The following is a 14,082-nucleotide window of genomic DNA, read 5'->3' as shown; positions in this document are numbered from 1 at the left end:
GGATTTCGGAACTTTGACAACTTTAAGAAACGAATTTTCATCGCTCTGAATATAAAAATGAAGAGGACATCAATTGTCCTCTCCAGATGTTAGTTTTTATTCAACCCACTACAGTTGACAATGAGCCCAAAATCCCAACTAGCTAATACTCACTTCCAATAGACGAAAACCTCCAAGAATTTTACAATCCTTGGAGGTTTACTCATAGTTTACTTAGTCTTTTACCAACTTTATAAAACAAGGCTTATTCTTCTTCATCACGCTTACGACGTTTAGCTACCAAAGCTAATCCTGTTAGACCTGCTACTACTCCAAGAAGAGCATTTGTAGCCGAAGCTGATGTTCCAGTATTTGGAAGTTGCTTACGAGTCTTAGTGGTATCAGTTTGAGGAGCTTGACTAGTTGAAGTCGAATGAATCATAGATGTGCTTGCTGATTCAGATGCACTTGTTGATGCTGACTCTGACGCTGAGGTGCTTGCTGACTCTGAAGCCGATGTTGAAGCAGACTCTGATGCACTTGTGCTTGCTGATTCAGACGCTGATGTCGATGCGCTTGTGCTTGCTGACTCAGACGCTGATGTTGATGCGCTTGTTGATGCTGATTCAGATGCTGATTCAGATGCTGAGGTCGATGCGCTTGTTGACGCTGACTCTGACGCTGATGTTGACGCGCTTGTGCTTGCTGATTCAGATGCTGATGTGCTTGCACTTGTTGACGCTGACTCTGACGCTGATGTCGATGCACTTGTTGATGCTGACTCAGACGCTGATGTGCTTGCGCTTGTACTTGCTGATTCAGATGCTGAGGTCGATGCGCTTGTGCTTGCTGATTCAGATGCTGATGTCGATGCACTTGTTGATGCCGATTCAGACGCTGATGTCGATGCACTTGTTGACGCTGACTCTGACGCTGATGTCGATGCACTTGTTGATGCTGACTCTGAAGCCGATGTTGAAGCAGACTCAGATGCACTTGTTGACGCTGATTCAGAAGCCGATGTGCTTGCTGACTCTGATGCACTTGTTGATGCTGATTCTGAAGCACTTGTTGACGCTGACTCTGACGCTGACTCTGACGCTGATGTTGACGCGCTTGTGCTTGCTGATTCAGATGCTGACTCAGATGCTGATGTGCTTGCACTTGTTGATGCTGACTCTGAAGCACTTGTTGACGCTGACTCTGATGCTGATGTTGACGCGCTTGTGCTTGCTGATTCAGATGCTGATGTCGATGCACTTGTGCTTGCTGACTCAGATGCTGAGGTCGATGCACTTGTTGACGCTGACTCTGACGCTGAGGTCGATGCACTTGTTGACGCTGACTCTGACGCTGATGTCGATGCGCTTGTTGACGCTGACTCTGACGCTGATGTTGATGCGCTTGTGCTTGCTGATTCAGATGCTGAGGTCGATGCACTTGTTGACGCTGACTCTGACGCTGATGTAGACGCACTTGTGCTTGCTGATTCAGACGCTGATGTTGACGCGCTTGTGCTTGCTGATTCAGATGCTGAGGTCGATGCGCTTGTGCTTGCTGATTCAGACGCTGAGGTCGATGCACTTGTTGACGCTGACTCTGACGCTGAGGTTGATGCGCTTGTTGACGCTGACTCTGACGCTGAGGTCGATGCACTTGTTGATGCTGACTCTGACGCTGAGGTCGATGCGCTTGTTGACGCTGACTCAGATGCTGAGGTCGATGCACTTGTACTTGCTGATTCAGATGCTGAGGTCGATGCACTTGTTGACGCCGACTCTGATGCTGATGTTGATGCGCTTGTGCTTGCTGATTCAGACGCTGATGTCGATGCGCTTGTGCTTGCTGATTCAGACGCTGAGGTTAACGCGCTTGTGCTTGCTGACTCAGATGCTGAGGTCGATGCACTTGTTGACGCTGACTCTGACGCTGATGTTGATGCGCTTGTGCTTGCTGATTCAGATGCTGAGGTCGATGCACTTGTTGATGCTGATTCAGATGCTGAGGTTGACGCGCTTGTGCTTGCTGACTCAGATGCTGAGGTCGATGCACTTGTTGACGCTGACTCTGACGCTGAGGTCGATGCACTTGTTGACGCTGATTCAGATGCTGATGTTGATGCACTTGTTGATGCTGACTCAGATGCTGAGGTGCTTGCACTTGTTGATGCTGATTCAGACGCTGAGGTTGACGCGCTTGTGCTTGCTGACTCAGATGCTGATGTACTTGCACTTGTTGACGCTGATTCAGATGCTGAGGTTGACGCGCTTGTGCTTGCTGACTCAGATGCTGAGGTCGATGCACTTGTTGACGCTGACTCTGATGCTGATGTACTTGCACTTGTTGACGCTGATTCAGATGCTGATGTCGATGCACTTGTTGACGCTGACTCTGACGCTGATGTCGATGCACTTGTTGATGCGCTTGTGCTTGCTGATTCAGATGCTGATGTCGATGCACTTGTTGACGCTGACTCAGATGCTGATGTCGATGCACTTGTTGACGCTGATTCAGACGCTGAGGTTGACGCGCTTGTGCTTGCTGACTCAGATGCTGAGGTCGATGCACTTGTTGATGCTGACTCAGACGCTGAGGTCGATGCACTTGTTGACGCTGATTCAGATGCTGATGTCGATGCACTTGTTGATGCGGATTCAGACGCTGAGGTTGACGCGCTTGTGCTTGCTGACTCTGATGCTGATGTCGATGCACTTGTTGATGCTGACTCAGATGCTGAGGTGCTTGCACTTGTTGATGCGGATTCAGACGCTGATGTCGATGCACTTGTTGATGCTGACTCAGATGCTGATGTCGATGCACTTGTTGATGCTGATTCAGACGCTGAGGTTGACGCGCTTGTGCTTGCTGACTCAGATGCTGATGTCGATGCACTTGTTGATGCTGACTCAGATGCTGATGTCGATGCACTTGTTGATGCTGATTCAGACGCTGATGTTGACGCGCTTGTGCTTGCTGACTCAGATGCTGATGTCGATGCACTTGTTGATGCTGATTCAGACGCTGAGGTTGACGCGCTTGTGCTTGCTGACTCAGATGCTGATGTCGATGCACTTGTTGACGCTGACTCAGACGCTGAGGTCGATGCACTTGTTGATGCTGACTCTGACGCTGATGTCGATGCGCTTGTTGACGCTGACTCAGATGCTGAGGTCGATGCACTTGTTGACGCTGACTCTGACGCTGAGGTCGATGCACTTGTTGATGCTGACTCAGACGCTGAGGTCGATGCACTTGTACTTGCTGATTCAGACGCTGAGGTCGATGCGCTTGTTGACGCTGATTCAGACGCTGAGGTCGATGCACTTGTTGACGCTGATTCAGACGCTGAGGTCGATGCACTTGTTGATGCTGACTCTGACGCTGAGGTCGATGCACTTGTTGATGCTGACTCTGACGCTGAGGTCGATGCACTTGTACTTGCTGATTCAGATGCTGAGGTCGATGCACTTGTTGACGCCGACTCTGATGCTGATGTTGATGCGCTTGTGCTTGCTGATTCAGACGCTGAGGTCGATGCGCTTGTGCTTGCTGATTCAGACGCTGAGGTTAACGCGCTTGTGCTTGCTGACTCAGAGGCTGAGGTCGATGCACTTGTTGACGCTGACTCTGACGCTGATGTTGATGCGCTTGTGCTTGCTGATTCAGATGCTGATGTCGATGCACTTGTTGACGCTGATTCAGATGCTGAGGTGCTTGCACTTGTTGATGCTGATTCAGACGCTGAGGTCGATGCACTTGTTGACGCTGACTCAGAGGCTGATGTCGATGCACTTGTTGATGCTGACTCAGAGGCTGATGTCGATGCACTTGTGCTTGCGCTTGTTGACGCTGATTCAGACGCTGAGGTTGACGCACTTGTGCTAGCTGATTGACTTGCGCTTGTTGAAGCTGACTGGCTTGCTGACGTGCTGGCGGATTGGCTTGCACTTGTACTTGCTGACTCAGAAGCCGATGTACTTGCTGACTGACTTGCACTTGTACTTGCTGATTCAGAGGCCGATGTACTTGCTGATTGGCTTGCACTTGTACTTGCTGACTCAGAGGCGCTTGTGCTGGCTGACTGACTTGCACTTGTACTTGCTGACTCAGAAGCCGATGTACTTGCTGACTGACTTGCACTTGTACTTGCTGACTCAGAGGCGCTTGTGCTGGCTGACTGACTTGCACTGGTTGACGCTGATTCAGAGGCCGATGTGCTGGCTGACTGGCTCGCACTGGTTGATGCTGACTCAGAGGCCGATGTGCTGGCTGATTGGCTCGCACTGGTTGACGCTGACTGGCTAGCTGATGTACTTGCTGATTGACTTGCGCTTGTCGATGCTGACTGGCTAGCCGATGTACTTGCTGATTGGCTCGCACTTGTTGAAGCACTTTGGCTTGCTGATGTGCTGGCTGATTGGCTCGCACTGGTTGAAGCACTTTGGCTTGCTGATGTGCTGGCTGATTGGCTCGCACTGGTTGATGCTGACTGGCTAGCTGATGTACTTGCTGATTGGCTCGCACTGGTTGACGCCGATTCAGAGGCTGATGTGCTTGCTGATTGGCTCGCACTTGTCGATGCTGACTCAGACGCTGATGTGCTTGCTGATTGGCTCGCACTTGTCGATGCTGACTGGCTAGCCGACGTGCTTGCTGATTGACTTGCGCTGGTTGACGCTGACTGGCTTGCTGATGTACTTGCTGATTGACTGGCGCTTGTCGATGCTGACTGGCTAGCCGATGTACTTGCTGATTGGCTCGCACTGGTTGACGCCGATTCAGAGGCTGATGTGCTTGCTGATTGGCTAGCACTTGTCGATGCTGACTGGCTAGCTGATGTGCTTGCTGATTGACTTGCGCTTGTTGAAGCTGACTGGCTAGCCGACGTGCTTGCTGATTGGCTTGCACTGGTTGACGCTGACTCAGAAGCCGATGTGCTTGCTGATTGACTTGCACTGGTTGATGCTGACTGGCTAGCTGATGTACTTGCTGATTGACTTGCGCTTGTTGAAGCACTTTGGCTTGCTGACGTGCTTGCTGATTGGCTCGCACTGGTCGATGCTGACTGGCTAGCTGATGTACTTGCTGATTGACTTGCGCTTGTTGACGCTGACTGGCTAGCTGATGTACTTGCTGATTGACTTGCTGATTGACTTGCGCTTGTCGATGCTGACTGGCTAGCCGATGTACTTGCTGATTGGCTCGCACTTGTTGAAGCACTTTGGCTTGCTGATGTGCTGGCTGATTGGCTCGCACTGGTTGATGCTGACTGGCTAGCTGATGTACTTGCTGATTGGCTCGCACTTGTCGATGCTGACTGACTTGCTGACGTGCTGGCTGATTGGCTTGCACTGGTTGATGCTGACTGGCTAGCCGATGTGCTTGCTGATTGACTTGCGCTTGTTGAAGCACTTTGGCTTGCAGACGTGCTGGCTGATTGGCTCGCACTTGTCGATGCTGACTGGCTAGCTGACGTGCTGGCTGATTGACTGGCGCTTGTCGATGCGGACTGGCTAGCTGACGTGCTTGCTGATTGACTTGCGCTTGTTGAAGCTGACTGGCTAGCCGACGTGCTGGCTGATTGGCTCGCACTGGTCGATGCTGACTGGCTAGCTGATGTGCTTGCTGATTGACTCGCACTTGTTGAAGCACTTTGGCTTGCAGACGTGCTGGCTGATTGGCTCGCACTGGTCGATGCTGACTGGCTAGCTGATGTGCTTGCTGATTGACTTGCGCTTGTTGAAGCTGACTCAGATGCACTGGTCATTGCACTTACTGATGCACTGGTTGAAGCAGACACTGACGCACTGGTTGACGCTGATGCTGACTTATGATCCGAATCTGACAAATCAGGAGTTACTGTGTTTTTTGTTCCGTCTTTGTAGGTAATCGTTACAGTTCCATTGCTATCAATATCGTACGATTTAATACGGAAATCTGTTGCAGGGTTAGACGTCTTCACTGCATTAAGAATCTTATCAAGGTCTTTTCGAGTCAAGGAAGTTAGATTAGAAACCTGGACAGCATCTTTTGGTTTAACACCTGGGAATTTTTCGTTCAGTTTCCCTTGTGCTACTACAGTCGTTACTCTACCCGTATTATCTGATAAGTCTGTAGCATTAGTTCCACGAGTCCATTTGTTTCCATCTTTATACTGTACATTTTCTCCATAAGTAGCAGTGTACTCTAGCACTTTTGGAGTTGTCGCCGAAGCTTCAGTGGTAATATCCTTAATTCCTAGTGCATCATCATCTGAAGAATAGCCATCTTGGAAAATACGACTGATATCAGAAGTTCCATCGTTTAATTTCAGAGTTTTAATCTTACCACTATTATCTTTAGCAGTTAAAACAACTTTAATCTTGTCGCCTGCGAAGACTTCGTAACCGCTGACTCCTGGACGAACATTATTCTTAATCGATTGTTTTTCCCATAGGCCAGTTTTATCGTTCTTAATATAAAGTTCAAAAGTTACTTCAGGTGCTACAGTTTCCTTGGTAATCGTCTTCGTCGTTGTAGCTGATTCCAAGGTTTCATTTGCACCAGTGCTAGGATTTGTAAAGACCTTGCTTTGTTTAACAGTTACATCGCCTGTTGGAAGAAGACCATTGTTGCCGTCGTATGCGTCTTGCAGTTTTGCAGGTTCAAAGGTTACGCTTGTTTCATTATCTTTAGCTCTCTTCTCGAATGTATGCCCTGCTAAAGTCAAGGTTACAAGAGCTCCAGGTGTGACATTGGTCACAACAATTGAACGATTTGGCAAACCACCTGTTTCGTTGGTAGAAGCAACTGAGATAACCGGTGCTTGTGGATTGACCTTAATAGTCACATCAACCGTTCTACTATTAGCAGTTCCGCTGTAAGATCCTTGTGGAAGAGTGATTCTTACTTTTCGTGTATAAACTCCTGCGTTTTCCAGCATAGCATCATCAGGAGCCTGATCCCAACTAAAGGTAGTTCCTGTTGGGAAGGATACACTTTCGTTCGAATTTTTAAGCGCCTCTCCTGGATTTTCAATAATCTCTGCTAATGGAGTCTTATTTGCCACAGTTGTAACGTACTCCTGTTTAGCTACAGGATCAACAACTGTATAATCAAAGTTTGTCTGACTTGTCAAGGCTGGATTGCTTGTTGAAACATCCCCAAAACGTCCTTTTGGATATGTGGCAATTAGCGTATAGGTTGTACTATGGCTCTCAGCTTCTGAACCCGTAGTATGCCAAATTGCGCCAAACGGCTGTGTTCCAACAGGGGTTGTAATTTCGTTACCTTGATTATTTATTTTATACTTATAAGACCATGTTGTCCCTGACAGACTTGAATCCCCCAAATTTGTATATTGTTGGATTGTTCCACCGATATTATTAGCCCAGTCTCCGCCAGTAACTTTATCATTACCTTGATCTGACTTAAAGGCATAGAATTTACCTTTTACACCATTATAAGTTTTAACTTCAACTTTTGGATAAACAGTATAGTTAACTGTTACATCATCAGTCGAGCCATCAGAATAAGTAACCCGTGCAACTGCACTTTTTGTCCCAGCAGATGTGTTGTCAATGCGACTAACCCATGAAACAGTCGTTCCTTGAGGGAGCTGTCCTCCACCATCAAGCTGGACAAAGTTCGTAGCATCGTTTAAATCCGTTGCCGTTTCACCAGTATAGGTATAAATAGTCGATGCCTTCGCTACAGCAGTATATTTATCAGTCTGGCTTTTGATTACAAATTTGACATAACCATTGTCGGTTATACCGTTTTTTGCATGGTTACTATCAGAGGTGTTTTGGTCATCTGTTGCCATTAAATAGCGTTCAAATGATGCTAACGGTACATTTTTTGCTAGAGTGCCTGTAAGGGTAATCTTTGCATCGGTTTGATTCGTTAAGCTAGCGATCGGATTTGAACGAGTAATTCCAGTATATCCTGCATAGTTTGTACCATTAGTACTGTCAGCTGTACCTTGCATTTCAAACTTCAATGAAGAAATCTTGCCAGAATCATCAGTTGCTCTAAAGGTTACATTAACTTCTTCCCCACGGTATAGATAGATTTCCTTAGTTGTAGCATTATCATAATGAATCTCCAGTTTTGGACGTTCATTAACTGTAACAGATCGAGAAATAGTATTTCTTGTTAAATCCTTATAAATAATCGTTGCAGTTCCATCGTTTGCAACTTGAATATCTTTGATACGGTGTATTGCCTGATTATTTTTAGCATAGATGGCAGTCTTGACAGCTGCCTTTTCATCATCTGTTAAGCTATCTTTATTTGCTACAGGTGTAAAGTCAGGATTTATTACTTTAAGACGGTCTTTCAGTTGTCCTTGAGTGATACGAACATTACCAGTTCCTGTTGTGACATTTCGATTATTTACTTGGTCGGTAGCAACCGCATTTCGTTGCCAAGTATTTCCTGACTTCCACTCCAAATCATCCCTAAGATGGGCCTTTACAACGATATGAGCTGGACTGCTCTCAGTAGCATTGATATCGCCACTATTTAGATGGTCAACCACACCTTTACCATACTCATCTCCTGTATCATTATCACCTTGGAAGAAGTTGGTTGTTAAAGCAGGTCGATTAGCGTCCGCTTTGGAGATAATCTTAAACTCTTTTAGTTTCCCGCTATTATCATACGCTGTGAAATCAACTGTAAAGTCATCACCAGCATAGACGATGTGTTCCTTCCCACGGCTAGGGTCTGGGCTCTCTGTTGCTTGGATGGTCTGGCCATCACGCGTCACTGTAACACCAGGCACAGGAGGTACCGTTTCAGCTCTTACGCTAGCTCGAACGACATCCACAGTGTTATCACGATAAGTAATAGTGATTTCACCCGTATTAGACACCGTTATTTCGTGATTACCTTCAGAATTTTTCTTGTAATCAGAACTGTTGAGGATAGTGGCATTTTTACTATTGTTCCTAAAGTTTTCAAGAATTTGAGCTCTCTCAGTCTCGCTCAAAGATGACGGATTGTTAACCGTAACAGTATCACCACTCACAGGCTCGTTACGTTCGTTGAAACCTTTGATACGAACAGTCATCCGAGCCGTAGTGGTTTGATTGTCAGTATCCGTCACTTTATATTCGAGAACATATGCACCAGGTTTATACGGTTCCCAAGCCCCATCTGCAGTACCGGTTTTTCCTACTCCATTGTTTCGACCAATTGTCCCAACAATTTGTACATTATATGATTTCTGGTATCCTGTAAAATGACCACGTCTATCATATATTCCAAGATCTCCATAACCATTTTTGCTAGTTGCTGGATAGTTAGGCGCATTCAAGCCAGTAATGATCGGATTACTCTCTGCAGCATCTAGGCGCTTCATCCCTACATCATCATTGAGTGGCATATTTACCGTAGCGATTTTGTCGTCATTATAATAGGTAATCTCAGTTGGTAATGTAATAGTTGGTGGTTTACTACCCAGTCGCTGACCTGTTCCTGTTGGAACAGTACCAGTCATTACACTGGTATAGTTCCCAGCAGTTGAAGTGCTTTCGAACGGTCTACTACTTGTAGCCACCTGGGCATTCAAAGTAGCTTCACTAGAATTATTATTCGCTGTTGCATAGATCAAAATAGTCGCATCTAAGTTCCTATTTAGATCATGGCGTTTATTAAAGACGTACTCATTTCCAGAACCACCACGTTTTTCCATTGGTTCTCCATTGAAAAGAACACGAGTGATGGTTGTATTTTTATCCACTTGTGCGATTAGACCAGCGTAATTAAGCGGACTCTGCGAATGCATATTGATACGCCAAAGCACCTCACGGTTACTACTTGCAAAGGTTCCTTGCTCAAGTGATGCAGTCGTCTGCTGATTTAGCGTTACTGGTGCAAAACCTCTGAGATTTCCCCCTGTTGGCATCGCTTGCCCGTTACGGCTATCACGTTGGCCAGAGGTTGCACGTGAAACCGCATTGGCGATAGAGTTGCGAGCTGAAGTGGCAGAATTGATCACTTCTCCTAGATCTGCATTTGGATCCTTGAGAGCAGACTCAATCTCAGCAATAGCAGATTTTACCTTAAGAATGGCTGAGCTTGTATCTGGAAGGTCCACAGCTTTAGCCAGGTATTCTCCCATTTCTGCTGAAAGAGTTGCCAGTTTCTTACGATCTTCTGCTTGCTTTTTAGCGCTTGTTTCTGCTATCGTTGTCGCAGCAAGAGTCGCTGTTGTCGTAGCTGTCAAACTCGCATTTTGACTTGTAAAGTTTTCTGCAGTTGAAAGAGAACTAGAAAGGCTAGGGTTGACCTTAATATCGCTAGCCTTAACTGCGGCTCTGGATGTTCCGTCATTACTGATAGCATCTTCGCTAGGAGCCGTCTGTGAACCTTCTACATGCGAAACCTCAGAGAGGGAACTGCTTGCAACAGTCGAAGCACTATCTGATGTTGAGGCAGAATCGTTCAATGAAGACGAGGTACTAGCTGAAGTTGAAGATGAAACACTGGCACTAGTGCTAGCTGATGTTGAGGCGCTTACGGACTCGGATGCACTTGTTGAGGCCGAAATAGAGGCACTTGTAGAAGCAGAGATTGAGACACTCTCACTAACAGAGGTAGATGTTGAAACAGACGTTTGCTGCTCCTCATCTTTATTGACAGTTCCCAAAACAACCTGATCAGAATTCACTAGATTGTCAGTACCATCCACGACTTTCTCTACAGCCAGCTGTTCATTGGCATGGACTTGCGTATGAGTGGCAACTCCACCACCAACAACAGCCCCCGCGGCAGCTATCCCCTTGAGGACATCTATCCCGGTTAAAGAAGTTGAGACACGATCTTCCACAACTTCAGTTGTCACCTGAGCAGTATCAATACCACCACGAAGAACCTTAAATAGCCCGAATAAAGACGTTGAGGCACGCAACCAATGTTTCCCTGACTTAATCAGTTTGTATCTAGTTACACGATCGGTTTCTCGATACTCTCCTTCTTGACGTCTAAAAAACATGTTTTTTTCTCCTTGAGTTCATTTTTTATAAAAAACTAAATACCAAAACATTCTTAAGATACACAGCCATGTTACATGGATATTTTCTCTTTTTTCACCCTGACAAGCACTGGTGTACTCTTAAAAAATTTTGATATAGAGCTCAATCTATAACACCTTATTATAGCACAATAGAGCCTGTATTGTCCAAAGATTTGTATAAAAAATATATTAATACAAATTACTTGTTCTTTTTGTAGATTTTACCTGAATTTAAGATTCTTTTTTTATCCAATAATCATCTATTTAGCTTTAAAAAATCAAATATTATTGTAAAAAATCAGTAGGATGAAATAAAATATAAACAAATTGACCAGAAAGAAAAGTCAGATCAATTTATAGCAATGTTTTAAAATCCGTAGCGCATAGTGAATTGAACCTAGAATAGTACACTGAGAATTCTAAAACATCTCTAGAAATTAATTTTACTTTCCTAATCTTTTTGTTCATATCTTATTTCAATCCACTATACTATTCTAGGTTCAATCTACTATATGTCGAATCATCTATCCATCAAAAAAAGCCGCCTGATTGGGCGACTTAATTTTTTATAGGGAGATTATTGTGAAAAAGTTTTAGGAGTATAAGTTAAGGTCTTTTTAACTTATGAGATAAGTATACAGCTCCTATCTTAAAGTTTCCTTAAGTATTTTTAAATGTGAGATTTTTCCATTTTTCTCGCCAGTTTTTCTTAGACAAACGCTTTTGATAGAGCTTCATTCGGTCTTGATTTTCTAAGAAATGGCGAGTTGGAGAAACCTGAAAGTTCAAAATATCCTCCAAACCATAAGGGGTAACGAGCTCTAAAGTTGCGTCAGCTTGCAAGCGAAGCCCTACTGCCGTACAACGTTCAGGATACTTACTCATGGCATCGCAGGAATTTCTATACGGTTCCGTATGGGGACTATGTTGGTGCATATAGACTTGATTTTTTAGCTCCCACTGATACTGGGGAAAGTCCTCTCTCAACTTACTTTCTATAACCAGCGTATCTTCATAATTCACATCTGGGTCAAAGAAAATCACATCCACATCCGTTTCACGGTCAAAGGATGGCTTATCTGACAAGAGATTCCAGATAAAATTTCGAACCGAACCAGCCGCCAACCAGGAATCTTTCAACTCTAAGTCACGGATGATAGTCAGAATAGCCATCATGTCAGGATCTTCTCTGAAAGAATCTAAAATTTCAGCTTTATTTTTCAATGTATTCATACCCCAAATGTTCGTAAGCCTTAGCTGTCGCAACCCGACCTGAACGAGTTCGCATGATAAATCCTTTCTGGATTAGGTAAGGTTCATACATATCCTCTACCGTCTCACGTTCTTCCGCGATATTAACCGAAAGGGTACCTAGACCGACAGGACCGCCACCGTACATTTCAATCATGGTGCGGAGAATTTTCTGGTCCACATAGTCCAAGCCTTCATGGTCTACATCCAGCATAGTCAAAGCCTTATCGGTAATCAAATCATCAATCAAGCCATCGCCCATAATCTGCGCAAAGTCGCGAACGCGCTTGAGGAGACGATTGGCGATACGAGGAGTCCCACGACTACGGAGGGCCAACTCAGCAGCTGCCTCGTGAGTGATTTCCATCTCAAAAATATCTGCCGTCCGCTCGACAATCTCTGTCAAGTCATCATGGGCATAATACTCCATGTGGCCAGTAATCCCGAAACGTGCACGAAGAGGATTTGACAGCATTCCTGCTCGTGTCGTCGCACCAATCAAGGTAAAAGGTGGTAATTCTAGATGGACACTGCGACTACCTTCCCCCACACCAATCATGATATCGATGTAGAAGTCTTCCATAGCACTGTAAAGCACCTCTTCCACCGACATAGGCAAGCGATGAATCTCGTCGATAAAGAGAACATCTCCTGGCTCCAAGTCATTCAAAATCGCTACCAGATCACCGGCTTTTTCGATAACGGGACCAGATGTTTGTTTGAGATTGACTCCCAATTCATTGGCAATGACAAAAGCCATGGTTGTTTTCCCGAGACCTGGAGGGCCAAACAAAAGAACATGGTCCAGCGCCTCATCACGCATTTTTGCTGCTTCGATAAAGATTTGAAGCTGATCCTTGACCTTGTCCTGACCGATATATTCACGTAAATATTGGGGACGGAGGGTACGCTCTACCAACTCCTCATCACCCATGATTTCATTATCTAAAATTCTACTCATGCTCCTATTATAGCAAAAATCCAGCCCGCAAACAAAAAAGCCACCGAATTTGGTGGCTCCCGAGTTTAGATATAATATTCTACGGCACTGCTACACAGCCTGCGAAAGGAGGTGAAATAGCCCATGATGGAACTAGTACTCAAAACTATCATCGGACCAATTGTGGTCGGTGTCGTTCTTCGCATATACTCAATGAAAATCAAAGAGCAAACTAGGAAGCTAGCCGCAGGCTGCTCAAAACAGTGTTTTGAGGTTGCAGATGAAAGCTGACGTGGTTTGAAGAGATTTTCGAAGAGTATTAGTCGATAAATGGCTAAACAAGGATAAATAGTGTCAAAAAAGACCCCAAACTTAATGTGGAAGTTAGCTTGGGGTCTTTTCTAGTCCATGATATAGAACTAATCCTTAATTCCTATCCATTATCCCACAGTGCGCGAATTTTGTCAAAAGTTTTACTCCCTTGTCCAATAAGACTTTCAATATTAAGAGAACCTTAGGAATTATCAAAGAAAATAAAAGATTACATCACTATCAATAAACATGGGCGCTCATCAACTCAAATTAGTCAAACCAACATTTTAATCCATTAAATGAAACGACAGACTTACACATGATGTGCCACTTCTTCACATTATTTCACGAGTTCCAACCGAGCAGTTTGGCCAGGCACTAGGTCATACAACAATCTATATGACGGATCGTTATAACCAAGTTGAGGACGAACTCACTGAAACGACAACAGACCTATTTCTTAATCATATTCGCTAAAAAGTCCCCGCCAATTCCCCGACCAAATTCCAAAAACTACCGAAATTTATCGGAAAATTATTTTTAGAAAATTCCCAAAAAGTCTGAAATAGAGCAAAAAAACTCCACCTGATTGGGTGGA

At 45.0% G+C, this 14,082-nt stretch carries 6 protein-coding genes and 2 pseudogenes; 3 read left to right on the top strand and 5 right to left on the bottom strand.

The features are described 5' to 3' along the window. Positions 1 to 244: 244 nt before the first annotated feature. The gene (locus GEZ89_RS05655) at positions 245 to 6,901 is read right to left on the bottom strand and encodes an LPXTG cell wall anchor domain-containing protein (protein ID WP_416222459.1); all 6,657 of its coding nucleotides are present in this window, start codon (positions 6,899 to 6,901) and stop codon (positions 245 to 247) included. A 546-nt stretch (positions 6,902 to 7,447) separates the two neighbouring features. Beyond that, a pseudogene (locus tag GEZ89_RS09845) lies at positions 7,448 to 10,261 on the bottom strand (Rib/alpha-like domain-containing protein); the annotation flags it as partial. Here GEZ89_RS09845 and GEZ89_RS05645 point away from each other — a divergent pair. Next, a complete protein-coding gene (locus GEZ89_RS05645; RefSeq protein ID WP_153225290.1) occupies positions 10,251 to 10,625 on the top strand; it encodes a hypothetical protein in 375 nt (124 codons plus the stop codon). The pseudogene GEZ89_RS09845 and the gene GEZ89_RS05645 overlap by 11 nt on opposite strands. Positions 10,626 to 10,717: 92 nt before the next feature. Here GEZ89_RS05645 and GEZ89_RS09840 read toward each other — a convergent pair. The 3 genes and pseudogenes from GEZ89_RS09840 to ruvB all read right to left on the bottom strand — a co-directional run. Beyond that, positions 10,718 to 10,960 (bottom strand): annotated as a pseudogene (locus GEZ89_RS09840) (accessory Sec-dependent serine-rich glycoprotein adhesin); the annotation flags it as partial. 681 nt (positions 10,961 to 11,641) lie between these two features. After that, on the bottom strand, positions 11,642 to 12,214 hold the full coding sequence (locus GEZ89_RS05635; protein WP_153225289.1) for a nucleotidyltransferase family protein: 573 nt from the start codon (positions 12,212 to 12,214) through the stop codon (positions 11,642 to 11,644). Continuing rightward, on the bottom strand, positions 12,195 to 13,193 hold the full coding sequence (ruvB, locus tag GEZ89_RS05630) for a Holliday junction branch migration DNA helicase RuvB (protein WP_153225288.1): 999 nt from the start codon (positions 13,191 to 13,193) through the stop codon (positions 12,195 to 12,197). The genes GEZ89_RS05635 and ruvB overlap by 20 nt, the downstream gene beginning before the upstream one ends. 123 nt (positions 13,194 to 13,316) lie before the next feature. Between ruvB and GEZ89_RS09570 the strand changes: the two genes are divergently transcribed. Continuing rightward, positions 13,317 to 13,463, top strand: a complete 147-nt coding sequence (locus tag GEZ89_RS09570; RefSeq protein WP_194251834.1) for a hypothetical protein — start codon at positions 13,317 to 13,319, stop codon at positions 13,461 to 13,463. A 345-nt stretch (positions 13,464 to 13,808) separates the two neighbouring features. Beyond that, positions 13,809 to 13,961, top strand: coding sequence for a hypothetical protein (locus tag GEZ89_RS05620; protein WP_153225287.1), 153 nt, complete (start codon positions 13,809 to 13,811; stop codon positions 13,959 to 13,961). Positions 13,962 to 14,082: the final 121 nt, after the last annotated feature.

Origin of the sequence: Streptococcus mitis (assembly GCF_009496285.1) — a bacterium.
Taxonomy (GTDB): Bacteria; Bacillota; Bacilli; order Lactobacillales; family Streptococcaceae; genus Streptococcus; species Streptococcus mitis_BP.
This window is presented reverse-complemented; position numbering and strand designations above follow the sequence as displayed.

Excerpts from the sequence above, each read along its gene's own strand:
- ruvB (WP_153225288.1), bottom strand. The coding sequence starts at position 13,193 with ATGAGTAGAATTTTAGATAATGAAATCATGGGTGATGAGGAGTTGGTA.
- GEZ89_RS05635 (WP_153225289.1), bottom strand. The coding sequence starts at position 12,214 with ATGAATACATTGAAAAATAAAGCTGAAATTTTAGATTCTTTCAGAGAA.
- GEZ89_RS09570 (WP_194251834.1), top strand. The coding sequence starts at position 13,317 with ATGATGGAACTAGTACTCAAAACTATCATCGGACCAATTGTGGTCGGT.
- GEZ89_RS05655 (WP_416222459.1), bottom strand. The coding sequence starts at position 6,901 with ATGCTGGAAAACGCAGGAGTTTATACACGAAAAGTAAGAATCACTCTT.